23 protein-coding genes are annotated in these 25,668 nt (G+C 47.5%); 9 read left to right on the top strand and 14 right to left on the bottom strand.

Annotated elements, in window-relative coordinates:
* Nucleotides 1-27: 27 nt before the first annotated feature.
* From EK374_RS17570 to EK374_RS17555, 4 genes are read right to left on the bottom strand one after another with little or no spacing between them, the layout of a single operon-like run.
* Nucleotides 28-648 (bottom strand): TetR/AcrR family transcriptional regulator, encoded by a 621-nt coding sequence (locus EK374_RS17570; RefSeq protein ID WP_127025836.1) that lies wholly within the window; start codon nucleotides 646-648, stop codon nucleotides 28-30.
* Between the two features lie 43 nt (nucleotides 649-691).
* On the bottom strand, nucleotides 692-2,107 hold the full coding sequence (locus EK374_RS17565; RefSeq protein WP_127025835.1) for an efflux transporter outer membrane subunit: 1,416 nt from the start codon (nucleotides 2,105-2,107) through the stop codon (nucleotides 692-694).
* Nucleotides 2,104-5,235: an efflux RND transporter permease subunit gene (locus EK374_RS17560; RefSeq protein WP_127025834.1), complete on the bottom strand. Its 3,132-nt coding sequence runs from the start codon at nucleotides 5,233-5,235 to the stop codon at nucleotides 2,104-2,106. The genes EK374_RS17565 and EK374_RS17560 overlap by 4 nt, the downstream gene beginning before the upstream one ends.
* A gap of 18 nt (nucleotides 5,236-5,253) precedes the next feature.
* Nucleotides 5,254-6,417 (bottom strand): efflux RND transporter periplasmic adaptor subunit, encoded by a 1,164-nt coding sequence (locus EK374_RS17555; protein ID WP_127025833.1) that lies wholly within the window; start codon nucleotides 6,415-6,417, stop codon nucleotides 5,254-5,256.
* 213 nt (nucleotides 6,418-6,630) lie between these two features.
* On the opposite strand from EK374_RS17555, the gene hemN reads away from it, so the two are divergent.
* From hemN to EK374_RS17530, 5 genes are all read left to right on the top strand, one after another.
* On the top strand, nucleotides 6,631-7,992 hold the full coding sequence (hemN, locus tag EK374_RS17550; RefSeq protein ID WP_127025832.1) for an oxygen-independent coproporphyrinogen III oxidase: 1,362 nt from the start codon (nucleotides 6,631-6,633) through the stop codon (nucleotides 7,990-7,992).
* Between the two features lie 72 nt (nucleotides 7,993-8,064).
* Nucleotides 8,065-9,393, top strand: coding sequence for a prephenate-dependent tRNA uridine(34) hydroxylase TrhP (trhP, locus tag EK374_RS17545; RefSeq protein WP_127025831.1), 1,329 nt, complete (start codon nucleotides 8,065-8,067; stop codon nucleotides 9,391-9,393).
* A complete protein-coding gene (locus EK374_RS17540) occupies nucleotides 9,378-9,593 on the top strand; it encodes a YfhL family 4Fe-4S dicluster ferredoxin (protein WP_127025830.1) in 216 nt (71 codons plus the stop codon). The genes trhP and EK374_RS17540 overlap by 16 nt, the downstream gene beginning before the upstream one ends.
* Nucleotides 9,594-9,713: 120 nt before the next feature.
* Entirely contained in the window at nucleotides 9,714-10,154 is a 441-nt protein-coding gene (locus tag EK374_RS17535; RefSeq protein WP_127025829.1) for a nucleoside deaminase, read from the top strand.
* A gap of 1 nt (nucleotide 10,155) precedes the next feature.
* Entirely contained in the window at nucleotides 10,156-11,775 is a 1,620-nt protein-coding gene (locus EK374_RS17530; protein WP_127025828.1) for a sensor domain-containing diguanylate cyclase, read from the top strand.
* Between the two features lie 108 nt (nucleotides 11,776-11,883).
* Here the strand turns inward: EK374_RS17530 and EK374_RS17525 are convergent, their stop codons facing one another.
* The 7 genes from EK374_RS17525 to EK374_RS17495 all read right to left on the bottom strand — a co-directional run bounded on the left by EK374_RS17525 (nucleotide 11,884) and on the right by EK374_RS17495 (nucleotide 20,293).
* A complete protein-coding gene (locus EK374_RS17525) occupies nucleotides 11,884-12,894 on the bottom strand; it encodes a diguanylate cyclase (RefSeq protein ID WP_325049680.1) in 1,011 nt (336 codons plus the stop codon).
* A 23-nt stretch (nucleotides 12,895-12,917) separates the two neighbouring features.
* Nucleotides 12,918-13,886, bottom strand: coding sequence for a chemotaxis protein CheB (locus EK374_RS17520; protein WP_127025827.1), 969 nt, complete (start codon nucleotides 13,884-13,886; stop codon nucleotides 12,918-12,920).
* Entirely contained in the window at nucleotides 13,883-16,120 is a 2,238-nt protein-coding gene (locus EK374_RS17515) for a hybrid sensor histidine kinase/response regulator (protein WP_127025826.1), read from the bottom strand. Before EK374_RS17515 ends, EK374_RS17520 begins: the two co-directional genes overlap by 4 nt.
* A complete protein-coding gene (locus tag EK374_RS17510; protein ID WP_127025825.1) occupies nucleotides 16,117-16,785 on the bottom strand; it encodes a chemotaxis protein CheW in 669 nt (222 codons plus the stop codon). The genes EK374_RS17515 and EK374_RS17510 overlap by 4 nt, the downstream gene beginning before the upstream one ends.
* Complete coding sequence (locus tag EK374_RS17505; protein WP_164731906.1) at nucleotides 16,785-18,038, bottom strand: CheR family methyltransferase; 1,254 nt, start codon at nucleotides 18,036-18,038, stop codon at nucleotides 16,785-16,787. The genes EK374_RS17510 and EK374_RS17505 overlap by 1 nt, the downstream gene beginning before the upstream one ends.
* Nucleotides 18,039-18,114: 76 nt before the next feature.
* Nucleotides 18,115-18,648 carry a chemotaxis protein CheW gene (locus tag EK374_RS17500; protein ID WP_164731905.1) on the bottom strand — a complete coding sequence of 178 codons (534 nt, stop codon included), beginning with the start codon at nucleotides 18,646-18,648 and terminating at the stop codon, nucleotides 18,115-18,117.
* A gap of 4 nt (nucleotides 18,649-18,652) precedes the next feature.
* Complete coding sequence (locus EK374_RS17495) at nucleotides 18,653-20,293, bottom strand: methyl-accepting chemotaxis protein (RefSeq protein WP_127025822.1); 1,641 nt, start codon at nucleotides 20,291-20,293, stop codon at nucleotides 18,653-18,655.
* A 177-nt stretch (nucleotides 20,294-20,470) separates the two neighbouring features.
* Here EK374_RS17495 and EK374_RS17490 point away from each other — a divergent pair, with 177 nt between their 5' ends.
* On the top strand, nucleotides 20,471-21,091 hold the full coding sequence (locus tag EK374_RS17490) for an Hpt domain-containing protein (RefSeq protein WP_127025821.1): 621 nt from the start codon (nucleotides 20,471-20,473) through the stop codon (nucleotides 21,089-21,091).
* A complete protein-coding gene (locus tag EK374_RS17485; protein ID WP_127025820.1) occupies nucleotides 21,091-21,507 on the top strand; it encodes a response regulator in 417 nt (138 codons plus the stop codon). Before EK374_RS17490 ends, EK374_RS17485 begins: the two co-directional genes overlap by 1 nt.
* A 383-nt stretch (nucleotides 21,508-21,890) precedes the next feature.
* On the opposite strand, the gene EK374_RS17475 is transcribed toward EK374_RS17485, so the two are convergent.
* On the bottom strand, nucleotides 21,891-22,166 hold the full coding sequence (locus tag EK374_RS17475) for a Rho-binding antiterminator (RefSeq protein ID WP_127025819.1): 276 nt from the start codon (nucleotides 22,164-22,166) through the stop codon (nucleotides 21,891-21,893).
* A 43-nt stretch (nucleotides 22,167-22,209) separates the two neighbouring features.
* A complete protein-coding gene (locus tag EK374_RS17470; RefSeq protein ID WP_127025818.1) occupies nucleotides 22,210-22,464 on the bottom strand; it encodes a DUF2024 family protein in 255 nt (84 codons plus the stop codon).
* A gap of 156 nt (nucleotides 22,465-22,620) precedes the next feature.
* On the opposite strand from EK374_RS17470, the gene EK374_RS17465 reads away from it, so the two are divergent.
* Both EK374_RS17465 and EK374_RS17460 read left to right on the top strand, forming a co-directional pair.
* On the top strand, nucleotides 22,621-23,181 hold the full coding sequence (locus EK374_RS17465) for a MarR family winged helix-turn-helix transcriptional regulator (protein WP_127025817.1): 561 nt from the start codon (nucleotides 22,621-22,623) through the stop codon (nucleotides 23,179-23,181).
* A gap of 12 nt (nucleotides 23,182-23,193) precedes the next feature.
* Nucleotides 23,194-23,901 (top strand): glutamine amidotransferase, encoded by a 708-nt coding sequence (locus tag EK374_RS17460; protein WP_127025816.1) that lies wholly within the window; start codon nucleotides 23,194-23,196, stop codon nucleotides 23,899-23,901.
* On the opposite strand, the gene norR is transcribed toward EK374_RS17460, so the two are convergent.
* On the bottom strand, nucleotides 23,898-25,469 hold the full coding sequence (norR, locus tag EK374_RS17455) for a nitric oxide reductase transcriptional regulator NorR (RefSeq protein WP_127025815.1): 1,572 nt from the start codon (nucleotides 25,467-25,469) through the stop codon (nucleotides 23,898-23,900). The two genes, EK374_RS17460 and norR, sit on opposite strands and share 4 nt — an antisense overlap.
* Nucleotides 25,470-25,668: the final 199 nt, after the last annotated feature.

The raw sequence follows: 25,668 nt of genomic DNA, 5'->3' as shown, positions 1-25,668 counted from the left end.
TAGTAGTTCACTACCTTATCAAGATACTCACTCAAAAGGTGACAGTAAAGTGCGCAGAGCAGGGCGCAAAGCCAGCAATATAGTGTCTTTTTGCAGTTCAGGATACAAAGTCCGGCGCATCGCCAAACCCGTGATCATGGCAAAAATAATATTGATACGGCCATCCAGTTCTTTATCTGTTGCATCTTTGACCAGACTACGTTCGCCGGTTAACAATCGGCGCATCCGCGCTCTGGCATGGGTATCGGATTGTTGCATCAAAAACGCCACTTTTTGATTGCGGGCAGCTTCAGCCAACATTTCCAGTTCTAACGCATTTTTTTCTTTATCTATATGCCGTTCAACCCCTTGGTCTGCTCCCTCCAGCATAGTAGTGAGCAGATCGCCCGGATCGTCTTCAAACTGCTGAAAGGTTGAAAACATCTCCTCCATATCGCGCTGAATAATAGCTTCGATAATGGCTTCTTTACTGTCGAAATAATTGTAAATATGGCCTGCGCTCATCCCGGCAGTTTTTGAGATCTCAGCCATACCAGCACCATGGTAACCTTTGCGGCGAAAACAATCCGCTGCCGCTGTCAGTACCTGATTTCTCCGCGCTTCTGCTAACGCTGGATCTGTATGTCTTTTTGCTGTTTTTTCTGTCATTGGGAACTCCGACACCGGGCTCGAAAGCCCGGTGAGCACACATTTATTCGGCTGACATATTACTTTGTTGCCAGCCACCGCCGAGCACTTTATACAAACTAATCTGGCTGGCAAGCAAAGCTTGCTGGCCGCTGATCAGTTGTTGTTGTGCGCTGTACCAGGAACGCTGGGCGTCCAGTACCTGCAGATAGCTGTCAGCACCTTGTTTAAAGCGTGCTTCGGATAATAGAAAGCTTTGCTGGTTGCTGTTGGCCAGGTCTTGCTGAGCCTGTAACTGGGCTGCATACCCTTCACGGTCCGCTAAACCATCAGACACTTCACGAAAAGCCTGCTGGATTTTCTGCTGGTAAGTCACCAGTGCGACTTGCTGCTGAGCTTCGGCCACCTCTAAATTGGCTTGAGTACGGCCCATATTAAAGATTGGCAGGTTGACCGACGGCATAAAACTCCAGCTGCCTGAACCACTTTTAAACAGATTATCCAACTCAGCCGAGGCCGAGCCCGCATTGGCCGTTAGGCTGATGCTGGGGAAAAAAGCGGCTTTAGCAATGCCAATATTGGCATTGGCGGCCAATAAGTCATGTTCTGCCGCTTTTAAATCTGGTCGTTGTTGCAATAAATCCGAAGGTAAACCCGCTGGCAATTCTGGTAATTGCAGGATTTTGCTTAGTGGTTGATCCGGCAGTAGATCGTCTGCTACCTGTGATCCAGTTAACAGATCCAAGGCATTTTTATCCCGTTGCAGTAAACGCTGATAACGAGCTATATCCACTTTGGCTGTCGCTACAGTACTTTTCACTTGCTGCAGTGTTAAAGCTGAAGCTGCGCCTAAGTTATAGCTCTGCTCAGTCAGTTCCAGCGTTTTTTGCTGGCTGTGCAAGGTATGGGCAGCCAGTTCCAACAACTGTTGATCAGCCGCATAAGTCAGCCAGGCATTGGCTAGTTCTGCGACCAGACTGATCTGGCTGCTTAATTGCGCCTGTTCTGTTGAATACAGCTGCTGTAAAGCTTGCTCTGACTGATTACGTACTTTGCCCCAGAAATCCAGCTCGTACGAGGTTATACCCACAGTTGCGCTGTATTGCTGATTGATTTGGGCATTGCCAGTACCTGTTAAATCGGCCGGTAAACGCTGGCGTGTGCCTGAAGCATTTAAGTCCAAAGACGGATACAAAGCTGAGTCTTCAATTTGATACAAAGCCCGGACACGCTGCACATTGAGTGCAGCGATTTGTAAGTCTTTGTTGTTCGCAAGGCTTAGCTCTATCAGTTGTTGCAGCTTAGGGTTACTGAAAAACTGTTGCCAATGCAGTTCTGCCGCTTTAACTCCCGAATCACCGGAAGCCAGTGCATAGTTTTGTGGCACAGGTAACTCAATAGCTTGTTGTTCTGGTGCCAGCTGACAGGCACTTAATACCAATACCGCCAAAGCGCTTAAACTTAAAGTTTTTAATTTCATTCTGCTTTCTCCTGTGCTGCCTGATGTTTGCTTGGGAAGACACGGCGAACCAGCACAAAAAACATCGGCACAAAAAGAACGGCCAGGATAGACGAAGCTAAAGTACCGCCTATCACTGAAATACCCAGAGCATTCTGCGCACCTGAACCTGCACTGGAGGCTATAGCCAGCGGCAATACACCACAAATAAAGGCCATGGACGTCATTAAGATAGGGCGCAGACGCAAACGCACTGCTTCAATGGCAGCTTCGACTAAACCTAAGCCCTGTTCCATGCGGTGTATGGCAAACTCCACGATCAGAATGGCGTTTTTAGAGGCTAAGCCTATGGTGGTCAATAAACCCACCTGCAGATAGATGTCGTTGGATAAATGGGCAATAAGAGCAGCCAAGGCAGCACCAAACACACCCAGAGGCACTATCATCATGACGGCTGCAGGTACAGACCAGCTTTCGTACAAGGCAGCTAAACAAAGGAATACCACCAACAGAGATAAGGCATAGAGTAAAGGCGCCTGACCACCACTTAAACGCTCCTCGTAAGAGATACCAGTCCACTCATAAGCAAAGCCTGGTGGTAACTGTTTGGCCAGTTTTTCCATTTCATCCATAGCCTGACCGGTACTGTAACCAGGTGCTGCAGCGCCCTGAATTTCCATAGAGGAGAAGCCGTTATAACGCTCCAGGCGAGGAGAGCCATAAGTCCAGTGTGAGGTAGCAAAGGCTGAAAATGGCACCATCTCACCTTCACTGTTGCGCACATACCATTTGGTTAAGTCCTCTGGCACCATGCGACTGTCCGGAGTACCTTGCAGATAGACTTTTTTCACCCGGCCGCGGTCAATAAAGTCATTGACGTAGCTGCTACCCCAGGCTGTGGCTAAGGTACTGTTAATATCGGCCTGACTGACATTCAAGGCTTCTGCTTTGGCCAGATCGATATCCAGTTTCAGCTCAGGCATATCTTCCTGACCATTTGGACGCACACCAGCTAATACCGGGCTTTGAGCGGCCATACCCAATAATTGGTTACGGGCAGCCAGTAACTGGTCGTGACCTAAGCCACCTCTGTCCTGTAAATGCAGGTTAAAGCCATTGGCTGTGCCAAGCTCCACTACTGCAGGTGGCGGGAAGGCGAACACAAAAGCTTCTTTGATGGTGGCGAAATAGCCCATGGCTTTGCCAGCGACCGCACCTACAGATAAATCAGGACGCTGACGCTCATCCCAGTGTTTTAAGTTCACAAAACCTAAAGCAGCATTTTGGCCTGAACCTGCAAAACTAAAGCCAGTGACGGTGAAAATAGACTTCACGGCTTCACCCTGTTCTTGCAGGAAATGGTGTTCCATTTTCTCTACAACTTTCAGGGTTTGTTCTGTGGTTGAACCTGCTGGCAGCACCACCTGGTTAAACAAAATACCCTGATCTTCGTCTGGTAAAAACGCCGAAGGCAATTGACTGAAAATAAACACCATACCGCCAACAATCAATGCATAACCCAACAAGTAGCGTTTGCTCTGCTTGATCATTCGACCGACAAAACTCTGTGCGCCTTGATTGGTTTTATCAAAACCGCGGTTAAAGCCAGAGAAAAACTTACCTAAGACAGAGCTGTCATCATGCACATGGCTTGGCTTTAATAAAGTGGCACATAAAGCTGGAGTCAAAATTAAAGCCACCAGTACCGACAGAGCCATAGCAGAAACCAGAGTGATAGAGAACTGGCGGTAAATCACGCCGGTAGAGCCACCAAAAAACGCCATAGGCACAAACACAGCGGACAGCACCATGGCGATACCAACCAGCGCACCTTTGATTTCATCCATCGATTTACGGGTAGCTTCCAGCGGCGACAAACCCTCTTCGGTCATTACCCGCTCGACGTTTTCAACTACGACTATAGCGTCATCCACCAGCAGACCTATGGCCAGCACCATTGCAAACATAGTCAGGGTATTAATGGAGTAACCAAAAGCCGATAAAATAGCAAAGGTACCCAGCAAAACCACAGGCACAGCTATGGTAGGAATTAAAGTGGCGCGGAAATTTTGCAGGAACAGATACATTACAAAAAATACCAGCACTACAGCTTCAATTAAGGTGCTGACTACTTTTTCAATAGATAAAGAAACAAAAGGTGTGGTGTCGTAAGGCACTACAGACTTTAAGCCAGCAGGGAAAAAAGGTTCTAAATCCGCCAGTGCTTTTTTCACGCCTGCCGCTGTTTCCAACGCATTGGCACCACTGGCCAGTTTGACACCTAAGCCAGAAGCAGGTTTGCCGTTAAAACGGGCTACAACACCGTAGTTTTCGCCACCCAGCTCAACTTTAGCTACATCAGCTAAACGCACCACTGAGCCGTCACTGTTGGTTTTCACCAGAATCTGACGGAACTGCTCCGGCGTTTGCAGGCGGCTTTGGGCAGTGACTGTCGCATTCAGTTGCTGGCCTTCAATAGCGGGCATACCACCTAACTGACCCGCAGACACCTGAGCATTCTGCGCACTAATAGCTGCACTGATATCGGCAGTAGTTAGCTTATAGTTTTGCAGTTTTGCCGGGTCTAACCAGATCCGCATAGCGTACTGAGAACCAAACAGTTGTACTTCACCTACACCATTGACACGGGAGACGATGTCCTGCACGTTTGATGCAACATAATCACCTATGTCGATGTTGCTCATGCTGCCGTCTTCAGACACAAAACCTGCGACTAACAGGAAGTTCCGGGCTGATTTAGCTACAGAGACACCCTGGCGCTGCACTTCCTGCGGTAACAGAGGAGTGGCCAACGCCAGTTTGTTCTGCACCTGAACCTGAGCTATATCCGGGTTGGTATCGGCACTGAAGGTTAAGGTTAAAGTCACAGAACCATTGGATTCAGACGTGGATGACATATACATCAGGCCATCCAGACCTTTCATTTTCTGCTCTATAACCTGGGTGACTGTATCTTCCAGAGTACGGGCAGAAGCACCAGGATAGCTGGCGCTGACGCTGATAGCAGGCGGCGCTATCGATGGATATTGTGCGATTGGCAAGGTATTGATGGCTAAAATACCAGACAGCATCACCACTATCGCCAACACCCAGGCAAAAATCGGCCTGTCGATAAAAAATCGTGACATCAGGATTCTCCGTTGGCTTTATTGTGACTTGGCTTGAGCAGCTGCATCGGTCGGAACAGCCTGAACTGGCGCACCAGGACGTATTTTCTGTAAGCCTTCAATAATCAGTTGATCACCGGCATTTAAGCCGCTACTGACCAGCCAATCTGAACCTATAGTACGGTCGGCTTGTAAAATACGGGCTTCTACTTTGCCTTCTTTACCAATCACCATGGCTGTAGCTTCACCTTTGCTGTTACGGCTGATACCACGTTGTGGTGCCAGAATAGCGTTGGCTTTAATCCCTTCAACCACTTCAGCCCGTACATACATGCCTGGTAGCAGTAACTTTTCAGGGTTTGGAAATTGTGCTCTTAAGGTGACAGAACCAGTACCCGGATCCACAGTCACTTCCGAAAATTGCAAAGTGCCTTTGTGTGGGTAAACGGAACCGTCTTCCATTTTCAGTTCAACGACGGTCTGAATGGCAGCATCTGAACCTAAAGCACCGGATGCCAGCGCTTTTTTCAGCTGCAGTAACTCGTTGCTCGACTGAGTCAGGTCGACATAAATAGGATCCAACTGGGTCACAGTAGCTAAAGCAGTCGTTTGGTTAGCGCTGACTAAAGCACCTGCTGTTACTGCAGACTTACTAATCTGGCCGCTGATAGGAGATAAAACTTTGCTGTAGTTCAGATTGATCTGAGCTGTTTTCAGCTGAGCCTGAGCTGTCAGTAAATCGGCCTGAGCTTGTTTATAGCTAGCATCAGCTTCATCAAATTCCTGCTGACTGACGGCTTTAATTTTTAACAATTCGGTATAACGACTGGCTTTAGATTTGCTGCTGGCAATACTGGCCTGAGCACGTGCTACCGCTGCTTTAGCGCTTGAAAGCTGTGCGTCAAAACTGGCAGGGTCGATTTGATACAAAGCCTGACCTGCTTTTACTTCACCCCCTTCGGTAAATAAACGTTGCAGCACTATGCCGTCGACTTGAGGGCGGATTTCGGCAATTTGCGAGGCGGCAACGCGGCCTGGTAATTCTTTGGTTAAGGTCACGGCCTGACTTTTCAGTGTGACTACACCCACAGGCATGGCCTGAGCCGCAGGAGCTGAGGCTTGTTGAGCCTGGCCACAACCGGCCAAAGCAACAGAGCCCGCCAGGGCAGATAGGGCAAAAAATACAATGCGGGAACGCTGCATGTTTAAAATCTCCATTTAGAGTGAACGTTCATTCTAAGTTAATTCGCTGAATTTTTCCAGCTGGATTTGTCGCCGTTTTATGGGCTTTGGTCGTTATCGGAACTGTATAGGAACTATAAAAAGGCAGTGACTGACTTTGTTTCAGATCAAAACAGAGTCAAAGCTGATGTTTTAAACTGCAGCACCTTTGAGGGGATAACAGAGAAAAGTTCAATGCAGGTGTTATGGTCAGCTGAGTTAATACAGAAATATTCGGTGAATGGTCCCCGTTATACCTCGTATCCAACGGCTTTATCTTTACAGCCTGACTTTCCAGCATCCGCTGTCCAGGCGGCGTTAACCAATGCAGCTTCAGAGCTGTGTTTGTATCTGCATATCCCGTTTTGTCAGCAACTGTGTTACTACTGTGGCTGTAACAAAATAGTGACCCGCCATAGTGAAAAAGCTGATTTGTATCTGCAAAATCTGGCGACAGAGATGGCATTGTATCAGCCACTACTGAGCGATAAAACCATTTCACAGCTGCATTTAGGCGGCGGCACTCCCACTTTTTTGACTGAAGATCAGTTGTCTTTGCTTATGCATTTGCTCAGACAACATTTTGTATTCAAAGCCGATGCTGAGCTTTCGATAGAAATAGACCCACGCAGTTGTAGCCTGGAAAAGCTGGCTCATTTACGCCAGCTGGGTTTTAGCCGGGTTAGTTTTGGTGTGCAGGACTTTGACGAGCAAGTGCAAATCACCATTAACAGGGTGCAAAGCGAAGATCTGGTGCAAGCTTTGGTGCTGGAAGCTAAACGTTTAGGCTTTAGCTCTATTAATCTGGATTTGGTGTACGGCTTGCCTTACCAAAAACCGGAGCGATTTTTACAGACGCTGCAAAGCGTCCTGCAGCTTGATCCTGACCGGGTGTCGTTATTCAGTTATGCCCATATGCCCACCCGTTTTGCCGCCCAGCGCAAAATTCCTACCCAAAGCCTGCCGCAGGCTGAAGATAAACTGGCTTTGTTGCAACTGGCCATTAAAGAGTTCAGTGAAGCTGGTTACCAGTGTATTGGTATGGATCATTTCGCCAAAACCACAGACTCTTTAGCCAAAGCGCAGCAACAAGGCAAATTGCAGCGAAATTTTCAGGGCTACACCACAGCGGGCCAGGATGCTCTGATTGGCTTGGGTGTGTCTTCTATTAGTCAGGTGAATGGTGTGATCTGGCAAAACCAAAAAGAGTTATCGCATTATCAGCAGCAATTGAATGACGGGCAGTTGCCGCTGGAACGGGGTTTTAGCTTAAGCCAGGACGATAAAATCCGTGCTGCGTTGATCAGCCAGCTGATTTGCCATTTTAAACTGGATATCCCTGACTTTTGTCAGCGCTTTGCTATCGAGGATTTCTGGAGCTATTTTGCTGATGCCTTACCTAAGCTCGACCCACTGATTGCCGATGGCTTAGTGCAATGCTCTGATAGTGTTATTCAGGTGACGCCACTGGGCCGGTTACTGGTGCGTTTAGTCTGTGCCAGTTTTGACCGTTACCTGCATCAGGCCAATAGCTTGAGTTATTCCAAAGTGGTTTGATCCAACGCAAAACCCGGATAAAAGCAGGCGCTATGATGCGCCTCTTTTCTTTCGAATGTGTAGGTTACACCGATGAATGCTCCTGAACTTTTATCTCCGGCCGGTAGTTTAAAAGCCATGCGGATGGCTTTTGCATATGGTGCCGATGCCGTCTATGCCGGGCAGCCCCGTTTTAGTTTGCGGGTGCGCAATAACGAATTTGATCTGGATACTCTGGCTATTGGCATTAAGGAAGCGCATCAGCAGGGCAAGAAGTTTTATCTGGTGGTCAATATTGCGCCGCATAACAGTAAGTTGCAGCGTTTTGTTGAAGATATGGCTCCTGCTATAGCGCTGGGGCCTGATGCGCTTATTGTGTCTGACCCCGGTGTGGTGTTTTTGTTACGTCAGCATTTCCCCCAAATGCCGCTGCATTTGTCGGTGCAGGCCAACACAGTCAATTGGGCCGCTGTATTGTTTTGGCAGCAACAAGGCATAGAGCGGGTGATTTTATCCCGCGAGCTGGCGCTGGAAGAAATAGCGCAAATCCGCGAAAAAGTGCCAGAAATGGAGCTGGAAGTTTTTGTACATGGTGCTTTGTGTATGGCTTATTCCGGCCGCTGCTTGTTGTCGGGTTACATCAATAAACGCGACCCCAATCAGGGCGCTTGCACTAATGCTTGTCGTTGGTCTTATCAAAGCCATCAAGCGCAGGCCGATGAGGTGGGGCAATATAAGCCAGTGGTTTCGCCATTAGCTCCACCTGTATTGGTGGAAGAACAAGGCCGTCCTGGCGAGCTGATGCTGTTGGACGAAGATGAGCATGGTAGTTACATCTTTAATTCCAAAGATTTACGTGCTGTGCAGCATGTGCCTGCTTTAACAGCTATGGGCGTGCATTCACTGAAAATCGAAGGCCGCACTAAGTCACCTTATTATGTAGCGCGCACAGCTCAGGTCTATCGCCAAGCCATAGATGATGCTATGGCGGGCAAAAGCTTTGATGTTGATTTATTGCAGCAATTGAACGGCATGGCGAACCGCGGTTTTACTGAAGGCTTTTTGCGCCGTCATGTGCCCGCCGATTTGCAAAATTACCAAACCAGCCATAGCGAAGGCGAGCAGTTACTGGTGGGGGAGTTCAGCGGTGAATTCAACGCTCAGGGTCAGGCATTGTTGCAGGTAAAAAATCGTTTTAGCTTTGACGATCAACTATTGCTGATGACCCCGCAAGGCGTCACAGCGTTAGAGTCTGTTTTCTATGCCGCAGATGGCCAACCATTGCTGATTGCACCTGGTTCTGGCTATCAGGTTTGGTTTCAGTTGCCTGCTGGAGTGAGTCCGGATTATGGTTTTTTGCTGAAGCGACAGAAGGTTCAGGCTAAAGCGACTTGTGGGGACACTTTATGTCAGTGTGGATAGAAGCCCTTTGTATTAACTGTGATATGTGTGTGCCGGAATGCCCGAATACGGCGATTTACAGGGGGGAAAGCCACTATCAGGTGGATGCAGACCTATGTACTGAATGTGTTGGTTTTTACGACCAGCCAGCCTGTATTGAAGTTTGCCCGCTGGATTGTATAACCTACCTTCCGGCCGCGCCTGAAGCACAGGCAATTTAATTTATCGATCTACACTTCTTTTTCTGTTTTTCTCACTAAACTACTGAAACATAGCCACAAGCTTTTAAGCGCCTGTGGCTCATTTCAGATGATCGACAGCCGATCTACAGGATAAAGCGAATGACAGACCCTTTTATGTTAGCTGCGATAGAACAAGCCAGAAAAAGTTTAGCCGAAGGGGGGATCCCTATAGGTTCAGTGCTGGTGATTGGTGGGGAAATTGTCGGCCGTGGCCACAATCAGCGGGTACAAAAAAGCAGCTGTGTGCTACATGCGGAAATGGATTGTCTGGAAAACGCCGGTCGTTTAACGGCAAAAGACTACCAACGAGCCGTGCTGTATTCCACTTTATCTCCATGCGATATGTGCAGTGGCACAGTGTTGCTTTATGGCATTCCTAAGGTGGTCGTGGGTGAAAACCGTACTTTTCAGGGGCCTGAGGACTATGTCAAAAGCCGTGGCGTTGAACTTGTCGTTCAGGACAATGCTGAATGTATGCAACTGATGCAGGACTTTATTGCCACTAAACCAGAGTTATGGAATGAAGATATAGGGGAATAACGTGAAGCTTTGGCGAGTAGTGTTACATGGACTGTTGATCACAACTCCGGCATTTGTTGATGCCTCAGGCTTGTTGCAGGCTGATTCTGGCTGGTTGCTGCTGGGTACTGCCGCTTTTGTTATCGTTCCTGCTGCTTTGGCTTTTATATTTTTTGTCTATCGGGTTAATCGTAAACTCCGGGCTATTGTGATTGCCGGTCAGCGATCGGCCCTGATGCAGCAAAACAGAGGCAGGGTCCTGTCGATGATTGTTGAACAGGCTCCTCTGCAAAAAGTATTGGATACTTTGGTCGAAGGGGCTGAACAGATGGACCCTTCGGCCAGCTGCACAGTGTTGTTGCTGGATGATCAAGGTTTTTTGCATGTGGCTTCAGCCCCGCATTTGCCTGATGAATACAATGCAGCCATAGAGGGTATAGCGGCAGGTTATGGTGTGGGGTCTTGTGGGACTGCTGCATTTTTAGGTCAAAGGGTGGTTGTAGAGGATGTGCGTGTGCATCCCTATTGGCAACCCTATCAGGCTTTGGTGGATATAGCAGGTATCCGCTCTTGTTGGTCTGAACCTATTAAAAACCGTCAGGGGAAAGTATTGGGGACCTTTGCTATTTATCATAAAGAGGTAACGTCGCCCTCGGAGCAGGATATCCAGCTGATCAGCGAAAGTGCGGCTTTGGCTGAAATTGTGATAGAACGCAGCAATGCCATCGAAGCGTTAAAACGCAGTGAAGAGCGGCATCGTTTATTGGCCGATCATGCCACTGATGTGATCTGGACTATGGATCTTAATGGGCATTTTACTTATATCAGCCCTTCTGCAGAAAAGTTGACTGGTTTTACCGTCACAGAGCTGATGCAGCAGCAAATGCAGCAATTGGTCACGCCAGAGTCTTATGCACAGGTGAAACTGCAAATGAAAAAAGCAGCCAAAGCTTTGCAGGAAGGCCAGCCCTATCCGGACTATGTCGGTGAAGTGGAGCAAGTATGTAAAGACGGCCGACGGGTCTGGAGTGAAGTCAAAATCTCCGGTATGTACGACGCCGAAGGTGTCTTTGTTGGCATATTAGGAGTGAGTCGTGATTTAACAGAACGACGCAAAATCGAAGAGCGGATGCGTTATATGGCGCAGCACGATACTCTAACTGGATTACCTAACCGCACGCTGTTTTCAGACCGCTTACACAAAGCCCTGCAGTATGCGGTACGGCATCAAAAGACTCTGGCGTTAATGTTGTTGGACTTAAACAAATTTAAGCCTGTGAATGACACTCATGGTCATGCAGTGGGTGATTTGTTATTACAGCAAGTGGCAGAGCGGCTGCAGCATGCAGTTCGTTCCTCTGATACTGTGGCCCGTATTGGCGGGGATGAATTTATTATTTTGTTACCTCAGGTGGATGAATTGCAGCATGCGACAACAGTGGCGGACAAAATTCAGCAGGCATTAGCACAGCCTTTTGATGTTCATGGTTTGGAAATCCAGATTGGCTGCAGCATTGGGCTGGCCTGTTATCCGCAGGACGGCGAAACGGATTTGGCGCTGAGCAAAGTGGCGGATCAGCGGATGTATCAGCAAAAAGCTGAACATCATGCGAGTCAGAGTAAAATTGCATCTATCAGTTAATTTTACTCTGGATAGCTGCAACCTGAGGTTCAGCCTTCAGGTTGCAGGTTAGAAATACCAGTAGGGAGCCTCAGTGTGCTTCCACTTTTGTTTTACATTAGAGTGGCGTTATATCGTGCTTTCTGATCTGTTTCTGCCGTTATGTTTGGCCTGATACAGTGCTTTATCTGCAGTTTCCACCAGACTGACAGGACTAAAGTGGGCTTGGGGTATGGTGCTGGACACTCCGATAGACACTGTGACCACGGACTGTTCATCTGGTTTGATATGAGAGACCCTCAGTCCCTGCACTGCAGTGCGGATTTCTTCTGCCAGCTTATAGGCCCCATCCAGATCCGTGTTTGGGAATATGGCCACAAACTCTTCACCACCATAACGAGCGCCCAAATCACCGGCTCGTGCACAATGCTCTTTGATCACCTGCGCAACTTTTTGCAGTGTGTAATCGCCTTCCACATGGCCAAAGGAATCATTAAAGGCCTTAAAGTAATCAACATCAATCATCAGCAGAGATAAAGAATACTGTTCTCTGGCTGCTCTTTTCCATTCAATGTCCAGATATTCGTCAAAATGGCGTCTGTTTGCCAGTCCAGTTAAGCCATCGGCACGCATCAGCTTTTCCAGCGCCAGATTACTTTCTTGCAATTGTTGCTGGCTGGTGCGTAATGCCCGGAACATCTCATCCCTTTGCTTCAGCGCCGTATAAGCTTTTGAGTGGTAGCGAATACGGGCAATGAGTTCTATTGCATCGGGCAGTTTGACCAGATAGTCATTTGCCCCAGCCTCAAACGCCTGGCTTTTAACTGTCGCATCATCTTTTGCGGACAGAACAATCACGGGCAAATCCCGCAGCTCTTCATGGGTTTTGTAGGTTTTAACCAAATCCAGCCCATCTATACCAGGCATCACCAAATCCTGTAGTATCACTGTTGGTTTGATACTCAGGGCCATACTCATGGCTTTTTCTGCGTCTGAGCAAAAATGAAAATCTATACCTTCTTCGGCAATCAGAATTCGGCGTATGACCTCGCCAACCAGAGCCTGGTCATCGATAAGCAATACCATAGCTTTTGCATTGCTTTCTAAGTTTGCTGTGCCGTATAGGTTATCTGTAGACAAATTTATTTTCCTCTATAAAAGAATCAGTCAGCGCATAGTTTTATCAGTCGGGCGGCAATTTTATCTAAAGGTAAAACCTCTGTAGCTGCCTGTAAATGCACGGCGGCTTTAGGCATGCCATATACAATGCTGCTAGCCTGATCCTGAGCTATAGTGAACCAACCCTTGTTTTTCATCAACTTTAAACCCAAAGCGCCATCTTGCCCCATGCCCGTGAGCAGCACGCCAATAGCGATACCCCGCCAGTTTTTGGCTAAACTTTCAAAAAATACGTCTATGGATGGTTTGAACAAGCTGTGTTGAGGCTCTTCTGAGTATAGAAAGCGGCCTTCTTCAGAGATACGTAAGTGTATGTCCGCGCCAGCAATATAAATAGTACCAGCTTCTGCTTTTTCGCGATGCGCAATCAATTTTACCGTCAAGCTTGTTGCCCGCTCCAGCCAATCTGCCAGGCCTGTACTGAAACGGCCGTCCATATGCTGCACTATGACAATTACGGCCTTAAAATCTTTGGGAAGAGCTTGGATCAGTTCATAAAGAGAAGAGGGGCCTCCGGTCGAAGCTCCTATGGCAATGATCACGGGTAAAGTTGTGCTGACGGGCTCTGCAGGGCGGGGTTTAATCCCCTGTAAGACGATTTGCTGCCTAATTTTACGTAACAACAACGTAGCCTTAGCCTGTTGTGCTCCAGTCAGTTCAACATAATCTTTGGCGCCAAAGCCAAAAGCCGTAAACACCTGCTGTGTATGGTCCCGGCCATCCAAGGAAAATAACACTATAGGACAGTCGATATAAGGGGTGAGTTGCTGTATGTCTAGAGCTGACCAGCCCTCATGCAGCTTTACCAGCAGTAAATCCACCGGCTTGGCCAACTGGAGGGTCAGAGTTTGTGTGACATCCTGGGCGTGCCATGCAACCTGATACTCAGCCTCAATGACTTGTTTGACCCAATCGGAATTAGGCACATTGTAAGTCAACAACCCTAAATTCATAACTGTGGTGCCCCAATCAGGAGCTGGACTGCCTCAATCAAAGATTCATCGTGGAAACTGGATTTTGCCAGATAATAATCTGCTCCGGCTTCTAATCCTTTGTTTTTGTCTTCTTCCCTATCTTTATAAGAGACGACTATCACAGGAAGCCTGTTTAAACGCGGGTCAGCCCGAACTAAACGCACAAGCTCGATGCCATCCATTTTCGGCATATCTATGTCGGTCACCAGTAAGTCGAACTTTTCGGCTCTGAGCATAGTCCAGCCCTCCAGGCCATCAACAGCTACCTGAACCTGATAGCCTTTATTGCTCAATAGTTTACGTTCCAGTTCCCGCACAGTCAGTGAATCGTCGACCACCAGAATTTTTTGGGTTGGAGTATCCTGTTGCTGGCTGGTGAAACTATTGACCTGGCCTTGTTTTAACAAGGTACTGGCTTTCGTCAGCACATCGTCAATATCCAGAATTAGCGCGGGCGTACCGTCAGCCAGCACAGCACCAGCCATTACAGCAGACAAACGACCAAATCGCTGGTCCATGTGCATCACGACAAGGCTTTGTTCCCCAAGTAGCTTTTCAACAGCAAAGGCGATTTTCCTATCTCTTTCCTGAAACACCAATACGCCTAATCCTTGTGGATCGCCCTGACCTTCCGGAAGTCCCAATAATTGAGATAAACGCAATAACCCTATAGCGTCGCCGTTCCACCAAAAATGGGGTCTGCCTTCAACTGTAATCAGCTCGTCCTGTTGCAGTCTTAGCATGCTTTCGATCCTGTGCAGTGGGATAGCATAAACTTCAGAGCTTACTTCGACTATGACACAGCGGATCACTGAGACGGTAACAGGCAATCTGAACTGGAAATTGCACCCCTGGCCCGGAGTGTTGATCAGCTCGATATGACCGCCTAAGGCTTTGATTTCATGCTGTACTGCATCTAAGCCAACACCACGGCCTGAAATGTCACTGACTTGTTGTGCCAGGCTAAAATCAGGTAAAAACAAAAAGGCCAGCAGTTCCTGCTCGTCCATTTGTGCTACGGCGTCCGCCGTCGCCAGATTTCTGGATAGGACTCTGGATTTAATTTTTTCCAGGTTGACACCACGTCCGTCGTCACTGATTTCCATATGCAGGTATCCGGAAGCATGCCAGGCTTTTAAGCGGATTGTAGCTATTTCCGTTTTACCTGCACTGAGGCGCTCCTGCACCTCTTCTATGCCATGATCAACGGCATTGCGGATTAAATGTAACAATGGAGCTTCCAATCGCTCCAGCATATCGCGGTCAACTGAGGTGTGCTCGCCCTCTACTTGTAACTGAACCTTTTTATTCAGACGAGTGGCCAAATCAAACACCATTCTGGCTTTACCTGTGAACAAATCACTAAAAGGCCGCATTCTGCAGGCTAGGGCAGCATCGTACAGGTTCTGGTTTAACAACAGGTTGCTCCAGCTGACGCTATCGTAATGCTGTAAACTTTGTACCGTTTGAGTGTTAGCGTCAGAAAGCAACTGGCCCATTTGTGTCAGAGATGTCAGAAAATAATCAGGCATTTGCTGTTCAACCAGCTGATCTCTCAATGCTTCAAGAATACTTTTCGCCTGAAGCTGTGTCTTTTTGATCCGCAGTAATTCCAGACCAAAACGCTGAGCATGTTTAGACTCCTCCAGTGATCGACTGGCTAAATCCAGTAACAAATCCAGCCGTTCTGAGGACACCCTGATAGTGCCAGATTTACGGATTTCTTCATGGTTATGCAACTCTTCCGCTGATTGTGGCGGAGCATAGTGTTCCGCTCCCTCTGTGGCGGCAAGGGGAGAAGGAACGTCTTCTGTTGGCAATGCAGCAGGTTGCGCTGGTGTTAACGCTTGTTGTGACAAGGCGTGCACTAAGAGCGCCAGATCTGGTGGTGTTTTGCCCTCAGCTATGGCCATTAATGCAGACGAGCCTTGCATCAGCAGTTGAATTTGTTCTGTATTTAACTGGCTTTGCCCCCGCATTGCTTCAACCAGTAATTCTTCCATTTCATGGGCCACACCAACAGCTGGTTCCACCCCAACCAACCGCGCGGCTCCTTTTAAGGAATGGGCAGCCCTCATACTGGATTCCAGCATGGATTTATCTGTTGGATGCTGAGATAAGCCAATCAGAGCCTGATCGAGTATTTGTGTTTGCGCCTGAGCTTCAAGTAAAAACAATTCCAGCAAAGAAGCATTTTGATACTGATCCGTCATTGCAGCTCCTTAAGCATCAGACTTAATAAAGTCTCTGCGTTCAACAGGGTCAGGTTATAAGCTTTGTGCTGGGCAACTGCCACACTGACCTGACCCAGGGCAGTGCCAGAATTCATTGCATTATTATTCCAGACAGAGTGGTCAAGTGGTGTGATTTCCAGGATTTGATCCACAGATACAACTAAAGCACCGGACGGATGAGACAGTACCAGCATTCTGGCTGTTGCAGTTGAACTCTCTGCAATGGAAAACAATCTGTGTAATGACAGGCAGGGCACCAGTTGACCTCTGACATTACAGACCCCGAGTAAAACCTTACTGTGGCGATTCGGCACTGCTCTGACGACCAGTGGTAATGTCACTTCTGTTAAATAACGGCTTGGAATGGCAAACCACTGCTGCTCCAGCCTGAAAATTATGTGGCGTTGTGTTTGTTGCTTTGCCGTATGTCGGGTATTTCTGCTGACAATACTGCTCTGTTCGTCCGTATCCTGGACATAAAACTGGTCACGTAATCTGGATGCAGCCTCAGTGTAAACTTCGCAGTTGCGGCAATGCGTATGGAGCACCAGTTTTGGGCAGCTGCGGTCTCCATAGATCCCTTTGGTTTTCCAGCAGGCATCTATCTCAATCTGTTGTGTCTGGATAACAGGAGCCTGGTTCATTAAAATTTCCTCTCAAGCTTCATACGCTGTTCTATCAAAGCTGCGGCAGCAGTTTGCCCTTGTGAATGAAGCAAAGCGGCAAGCTGCCTTAAGGCTGCTGCATGCAAAGGTTCTAAATACAGCACCTTCCGATAATAGATTTCTGCATTCCCTTTATGACCCATGCTGTCAAATAATAACCCCCAGACGTAAAACAACTGGGCGCTGGGGCCAACCTCACTAAGCGCAGCCTGACAGAGCTCCAATGCCGCAGAGAGTTGTCCGGCATTTGAAAGCTGTTCAATACGTTGTAATAAATCCTGCTTACGTTCTGCCTTTTTTGCAGGCGCAGAAAGCACAGGTGCTGAGCTGTTTATTCTTGGCGATGGTTTTAAAGCAGGGAGAGGCAGAGCTTGGCCTGCCTTTTTACTTTTCTCTTTGAATGTCGCAGGGACAATAAGCTGTCTAGTGATCTTTTTTGGCTTGACCTGCTCCGCCTGACTAAAAGCAAAACAATCCCGGCGAGGCAATGCGGTCATGCCTGCTCTGACAAAAGCTCCGGCTTCTGCGGGGCCTGAAAGTAAATAGCCGTCCGGGCTCAATAGTTTTCTGAGTTGTTGAATGGCCTGCTGCTGTTTATTTTGATCAAAATAAATCAGTAAGTTACGGCAAAACACAAAGTCATACTGTTTTGCAGGTAAAGTCGCGGGTTCAAATAAATTGCCATAACTGAATTTGACACAATCCCGTACATTCTGATTCACCAGACTACCGGATTCAGTGACTTCAAAAAACTGATGGATAAAAGGTAAGTTAGTAGTTCTGAACGAGTATTGTCTGAATATGCCTGACTGAGCCTGCTGCAGCGCCTGGGTGTTAATATCAATCGCATCTACACAAAACTGCCGGGCACTGTAGCCATTGCGCAATAAACTGATAGCAATGGAATAGGCTTCTTCCCCGGTAGAACAAGGCAGGCACAGGATCTTTAATGCAGGTCTGGCCGGATTGGCTCTGAACTGCTCATGCACCAGCTCTTCGAACAAGCCAAAAGATTCCGGGTATCTGAAAAACCAGGTTTCGGGGATAACAATAGCTTCCACCAATGAAGTCCAGATCTCCTCCGAGTGCTGCAACAACTGGCTGTAGTGAGCCAAATCGCATTGATATTTATGCAATTGTTGTTGTAAAACACGCTGGAAAATCTGCTGCCCCACAGACTTTATGTCCATGCCAATGCGTTGGTACAACATGTTTTCAATCAGGGCACTCATCGTCACCCCTGCCAGCACTGTACGAATGCCCATAACTGCACGGGGACTGTGAAGCAATGACAGCCTGAATTCGGACTCATGGCGTTGGGCCTAACTGTTGCTCTGTTGCAGGAGCCGGGCTTTGCTGAACGTTCTGAAACAGGAGCTGCTGGATGTCTTCAGGTAATAACAATGAAAGTTCTATATTCTGGAGCAGCCCTAAACTGGCATGTTGTTGCACAGAAGCCAGAAAATCAGTGTTGTACAGCTGGATAGTGGCATCCATCCAGCCATTGATGTTCAGGCGTTCGAAAGTGTTTACTTTTTCCAGTAACAAACCCAACAGTTTGTCATTGTCGTAGTTCACTATAACAATTCGGGTGCTGGACTGAGCTGATGCAGGTCTTTGCAGTATGCGCTGGTATATATCAATCACAGGTACTATCTGGCCGTCTAAATGCAACAGACCTGCAACCCAGGTTGGGGCTCCCGGCAGTTTCTTCAGGCTTTGTTGCTTCAGCACCATCTCAATTTCAGAAGCGGCTAAAGCATAATAGTCCGCCTCAATTCGGAATATAAGGTACAAAGCCGTAGTTGCAGCTGGTCTGGATGACACATCAGACAAAGCCATGGCGTCAGACCTTGAACCTGTTGACGCCTGAACGTAATTTACTGGCGACATCACTCATATTATCGATAGCGCTGGTGGTTTGTACCAAAGAGTCCACGGTTTGTGAGGTGGCATCAGCCAGTTGGCTTAAGGCTAAATTGATTTGTTCTGCACCTTCAGCCTGATGCAGCATGCCTTCATTCACTTGTTGGATATGAGGGGCAAGTTCCTGAACCTGTTCAATGATCATGGATAATTGTTCGCTGACATCGTCCATATCAGATGAACCACGGCGCACTTCTTCTGAGAATTTATCTATGCCCATCACACCTGCAGCTACCGCAGACTGAATTTCACGGACCATCTGTTCAATGTCATACGTGGCTATGGCTGTTTGATCAGCTAACCTGCGAATTTCGTTGGCTACTACTGTGAATCCTTTACCGTATTCTCCGGCTTTTTCTGCTTCTATGGCGGCATTCAGTGACAATAAATTAGTTTGATCAGCCACTTTCATAATAGTGGTCACAACCTGATTGATGCCTGTAGCCCGCTCGCTCAGCAAGGCCAGTTTGCCACTGACCATCTCTGCGGCAGAAGACAACTGACGCATTACATCGTCCATATTGTTGACCGACTGCTGACTGGTTTGAGCCAGACGTGAGGTGTGAGCTGCTGTGTCCGCTGCTTCACTGACAGTGTGCAATAGCTCCTTGGCTGTGGCTGCAATTTGCTTTGACGTTGCCCCTATTTCAGTAGTGGTGGCTGCGGTTTCTGTAACCGTTGCCTGTTGCTGCTTAGAGGTAGCGGCCAGCTCAGTGATAGAGGAACTCAAATGGACTGCAGAGCCTTGAGTTTGAACCACCAGCTCTTTTAGTGACTCGGCCATGTCGTTGAAGCCTGTGATAATAGAGCCAAACTCGTCATTTTGTTTTTTCTCAATACGGTAGGTCAGTATGCCTTCGCCCATTTTATGCATGCCACTTAATATAAAGTCGATAGGAGTCATAATAGCGCGGCGTAAATAATAGCCGCACAAGGTGGCGATAAGAACGGAGATAACAACTGCTGCAATGGCGGTATAAATATTTTTTGTGATGTTGTTATGCAAAGTGGCTATTGAGTTTTCGTAGCTTTCTTCATTTAACTTGATCATATCGCCTAGTGTTGCTCTGACACTTTGCCAGGCAGTACTCTGCTTCTGGAATAATTTACTGATGTCACTTTGAGGATCCGTCATTAACCTTTCCTGCAGTTGTTGGCTCAGGTCAAAATAAACACTCAGTTTTGGTTCAAGGTCTGCATAGAGTATTTTGTCTTTTTCTAAGGTGATAGTGGACTCGTAGTTAGCATACAAAGCCTTGATTTGTTTTTCCGCATTCAATAAGTGGTCGCGACCTTCCTCAATGACGGCAACTTTATCATCACTGCTATGGTTGAGTTTGATATAGATAGTATTGGTTTCCATCCAGTGGTCAGAGGTAGTCAGGCGGATATCTCTGGCAATCTCAATGCCTTTAATGTCTGAAGTTTCAATGGAGGAGATGTTTGCTTCATTGTCTATAGCTCTGTTGTAAAACATAAAGCCTGACAATATCATCACAAAGACAATAAGGGAAAAACTCAGGTTAATGCGTTGACTCAGACTTAAACTCATCGTTTTCATTGTGATTCCTTAAAACTGCACCTTAGGCTGTCCCACTTTAGGCCCAGAGCCGGCAGATTTCCACTGCATGCCCCATATCTCTTTAATATATCAGTAAAAAACCTGCGGTTGGATTATTTGACCTCAGACAGATACGCAGACCATAATAAACTTAACCTGGGCAAAAGGGTCGATAATGTGCCATTAAAAATTCTGCTGACTCAACTGGACGCAGGATCTGAACTGCCTGCAGTTCAGTCCAAACTACAATCTGTCGGATATCATACTTATGTTGCTTTAACCCTTGATGAGTCCGTACAACAGGCTTTGAGTTATGAGTACGATGCCCTGATGTTTCTGAGTAAGAACGCTGACCATCAAATACATGAAGCAGTTCAGTTATTGCGACAGTTGGGGTATCAGCGCCCCATTGCGGTACTGGCTGCACAAGAAGGGCGGTTTGAACAGGTCGACCAACACTTCAGCTGGCCCTGCCAATGGGAATTGCTGTATGGCTGGTTTAATGGGCTGACCAGACAAAATCTGAAAAAACTCGATGTACCTGATGAATTGCAGCAGTTGTTTGCAGAATCTTTAGCAGTGGCTGCAGCTGAGCTGGAGCTTGCGATGCAAAATGATGACTTGTTAAAAATAAAACAGATAGTTCATCGGCTAAAAGGCAATGCGGCTTGTTTTGGCGAAGCGCAAATTACGGGTCTTGCCAATGAGTTGCAACTCTTATGGGAAGAACAAAAAGTACCTGTACGCTATGAACAGTTGACAGCGCTTTTGGTCGCTTTAAAGACCGGAACTACTTAATGCATAGAACGCCACAGAATATTTTGCTGGTCGATGATCAGGACTCCACCAGACAGTTGTTGCAGAATAATCTGGCGATGCTAAAAGACGAAGCGGACTTGCATTCAGTGATCTGGAGCTACCAGCATGCCAACAATGCTGTGCAGGCCATTAAATCCTTTAATCAGTATCAGCCAGCCTTAGTCTTTCTGGACATAGAGTTGCCAGACCAATCAGGTTTGTACTTGCTGGAAAAGTTTAAGGATATTAATAAAGACTGCTTTGTCGTGATGGTCAGTGGTGTCAGAACACTGGAAAATGTCAAAACCAGTATGAAAAGTGGCGCTTCCTCCTTTATCGTCAAACCTTTTACCGGAGACAAAATACTGTCTGTATTAAAACAGTACGACAGGTATTTGCATCAGATGAAAAAGTGACTGCCATTACGCGTTGCAGCAGATATCTGTGCAGTAAAGCGGGTATCAAGAAACAGAAATAGCCTTTGCTACCCGCTTTATCCTTGCTTATTTGGTTTGTGCCGGCCAGCTGGCAGGTAAAGATAAATCACCTGAAGCCACATCGTACAGATTCACTACGCAGAGCAGTGGGTTGTGCAGGTTGGCATTTACTTTCAGTATCCTTTTTCAGGTTGAAATCATAACCCGGAGAGTCGATATAAATTGGCGCGCCTGGCCAGGTTTTTGGCACTTTAGGGGGTTCACCTTGTGGGATATCCCGTAAGGTGAAACCTTGAGAACTGCAGCTTTCATCCGGTGTTAACGCTACGTTGTGGTGACTTCTCTGCTATGGGGGGATTGGCTTAAATAGCGCAGCTTCCGCCTTGCTGTAACCAAATTTGCTGTTGTGGTGCATTGGCATCCAATACCTCAATTCGTTCAATCTGCAGCAGTGGAATTTCCACTTTTTGACCGTCCTTATCCAGCAGTAGAAATTCTTGCTGTGCTGTACTTCGGGTGTCACGGGCAATACCCTGAATAGTGCTGCCATCCAGCTGATGGATCAGGACCGGGTATCGTCTCATACAGATAATTTCGACATGATCATGTAAATCACAAGCAAGAATGGCCGGGTTCATCAGGGTGCTCCTTTGATCTTGGGTTAATTAAACACTGAGCCGCTTAACAGCCCTGTAATTTCAGAATGTAATACCCCTGTGCATCAATAGCTGCAATAACCGCTGGGGTGGCTATTTCGTTATGACAAAAATCACAGCTTTGTTGCTGTATGTCGTCACTGTTATAGCCTTGTTGTTGTAAAAACTGCTGTGCATAGAGTTTAGCTTTAGCTGCATGCTCTGGCGTCACCAACACATCAAAATGCAGGTAGTGGCCATTGGTCGTTTTTACATGGGTGTCAAAAACCTGAACGTTCATAAAAGCTCCTCACTCAATCTTAAATTAAGTATCGAATCGATACGTTATGAAAATAATAGTTTCGCTTCGATACAATGTCAAGCTATACTGTGCAGATAAAATGCAGGTCTAAATCCAAATGCAAGTGCAGGTGTTAAAAGTGCAGGTGTAAAAACTATGGCTTTAAGCTTTTTTGATTATGTCGAACGCATCAACAGTTTGCTGCGTAGCTGGCAGCGGGATGATGCCGAACTTTCTATGGTGCCCGCTGTGCAGCTCAGCGCTTTGCGTTATCTGAGTATTTGTAATCATTACTCAGATACTGTGATGGGCGTGACCGATTATCTGGGCCTGACTAAAGGCACAGTGTCTCAGTCGTTAAAAGCGCTGGAAGAGCGGCAGTGGATTTACAAAGAGCCGGATCTGCAGGACAAACGCATAGTGCATTTAAAACCAACAGCAGCAGGTTTAGCTGTGGTGCAACAGTTGGTGGCTGTGCAGGTGCTGCAACAGGCAGTGCAGCAGCTGGGGCCTGAACTGGAACAACAATTGACCGGTGCGTTGCATCAGTTGTTGAGCCAGGTGCAGCAGCAAGAGCAGCGCAAAAGTTTTGGTCAGTGTAAAAGCTGCCGTTTCCATCAGCAGCAGGACGGTTTGCCCTTTTGTGGTTTAACTCAGCAGCCTTTGCCGGTAACAAGCACAGATCTGATTTGTCGTGAACATCAGGACCCGGCATAGAGGAGACAATATATGAAAACGAAAAGTTGTGTGGTGATCCGGCATTTGCAGTTTGAAGATCTCGGTAGTTTTGCCGAGCCATTAACGGCTGCTGGTTATCAGCTGCAGTATCTGGATGCGGCTATGGATGATTTAACTGCGGCGTATCAGGCCGATTTAACTGTCATTTTAGGTGGCCCTGTTGGGGTCTACGACACGGCTTTATATCCATTTTTACAGACAGAGCTTTTGATAGCTAAACAACGTTTGGCGGAACAACGACCCTTAGTAGGGGTTTGCCTCGGGTCGCAGTTGATAGCCGCAGCTGCTGGTGCTGCTGTCTATCCGGGCGCTTCGGGTAAAGAAATTGGCTGGTCGCCTATTCAGTTTACTCAAGCGGCGCTGGACACTCAGCTCTTTGCGGTTGAGAGCGCGGATGCAGAAATCCAGATGTTCCACTGGCATGGTGATACCTTTGATTTGCCTGCTGGTGCAGAGCTGTTGGCATCGAGTGAAAGTTACAAGCAAATTTACCGTATAGGCTCGCAGGTACTGGCGTTTCAATGCCACCCTGAACTGGAAGGCCAGCGTATCGAACAATGGTTGCTTGGCCATGCCGCCGAATTAGCAGCCTGGCCTTTGGCAGATTTAGCGAAAATTCGCCAGGACACCACAGCTTATGCCCCGGCTTTACGCCAGTTTAGTCAGCAACTACTCACGCGCTGGTTAAGCCAACTTTAGCTGCGTACTGTTTTTTCGACTTTAATCCCTAAGCGTTTGGCAAGGCGGGCCAGATTGGCCCTGTCGACATCCAGTTGCTTCGCCGCCAGACTCCAGTTACCTGCTGTTTGGCTTAAGATTTGAATAATTTGCTGCTTCTGAAATTCTTCAGTGGCCGCTTTCAGGCTTAAGCCGCTGCTGTGGATCATAGGCAAAGCTGCTTGCGGGTTGTTATCAACTGAAACTGCGCGCTCTGCCAGTTCCAGATGCTGTGGTAACAGCGCAATAATATCCTGAGCTTTGGCTTCTTTTCTGGCTTTGAGGGCAGCGCGGCTAATCACATGTTCCAGCTCCCGCACATTACCCGGCCAGTTGTACTGCAACAACACAGACTGAGCTGCAGTACTGAGTTTTAGCTGACGTATGCCCAGTTTGCGGGCTGTCAGTTCGAGAAAATAGCCTGCCAGCAGCAACACATCCTGTTGTCGTTCTTTTAAGGCTGGCACAGTAATGGGATAGACCGACAAGCGATGATACAAGTCGGCGCGAAAATGACCTGCCGCCACTTCAGCGGCTAAATCTCTGTTGGTGGCCGCTATCACCCGCACATTGACCGTTTTTACTTCATCTTTGCCGACAGGCTGAATTTCGCCGCTTTGCAGCACCCGCAATAATTTGCTTTGTACGCTAAGTGGTAGTTCACCAACTTCATCGAGGAAGATAGTACCGCCATCGGCCAATAAAAATTTACCAGGTCTTTCCCGCTCGGCGCCGGTAAAAGCACCTTTGGCATGACCAAACAACTCAGATTCAGCCAGCGTTTCAGGCAAAGAAGCACAGTTTAAATGCACCAGTTGCCGTTTAGCTCTTCTGGATAACTGATGTAGAGTTCTGGCGACCAGCTCTTTGCCTACACCAGTCTGGCCCTGAATCAGCACTGTGTAATCTGAACCCGCCACCAGTTGAATATCACTTTTTAGCGCCAGCATGGCCTGGCTTTGACCTATCAGCTCACCACCGTCGCGGATCAGGGCTTCATGGGTCAGTTCTTCCACTAAATGTTGCGCCTGCAGCGCTTGTTGTTCGAGTTTTTTCAGCTGGATAGCGGTTTTTAGGGTGGCTGCTGACATAGCTGCAATTAAGTCTAAGGTCCGTTCAGCTATGGCTGAAAAAGCATCAGGTTTCAGGCTGTCCAGCGTCAGCACTCCTATCAGTTGACCATCTGAATACAAAGGTAAACCCATGCAGGAATGCACAGGCAAGTCACCGGCCTGTGCCAGTAACAAGCCATCGTAAGGATCGGCCAATTCAGTGTCGGATGGAAAACGCACCGGGCTGCTGCTTTGGCAAATGATCGCAAGGCGAGGGTGGTCCTTCAGAGCGAAACGACGGCCTAAGGTATCGGCCGTTAAGCCCTGGATCGCCAGGGGTATTAACAGCTCCCCCTGAAATGACAGCAAGACCACAGCATCGCAGTTAATGGCTTTACGCACAGAGCCCAGCAAGCGGTCAAAGCGGTCTGTAGTAGTGATGCTGTTCGCCAGATCCAGCGCTACTTCCAGCAACAAGGTGGAGTTGAGTTCAGCCATTGCAGCTCCTGCTGACAACTAGAGTGCTTAAATTGTGTCACAAAGAATCTAGTTTGTCATTTTGACTCTTTTTTGTTGTGTCATTTTGACATGGTTTTTAGTTGTTAAATTATTAAGCTATTGAATTTAAATTGAAAAATAACTGGCATCAGAACTGCAATACATAAGCAAATCAAACCGGAATCCAATGATTCCAAAG

This window comes from Rheinheimera mangrovi (genome assembly GCF_003990335.1).
Taxonomy (GTDB): Bacteria; Pseudomonadota; Gammaproteobacteria; order Enterobacterales; family Alteromonadaceae; genus Pararheinheimera; species Pararheinheimera mangrovi.
This window is presented reverse-complemented; position numbering and strand designations above follow the sequence as displayed.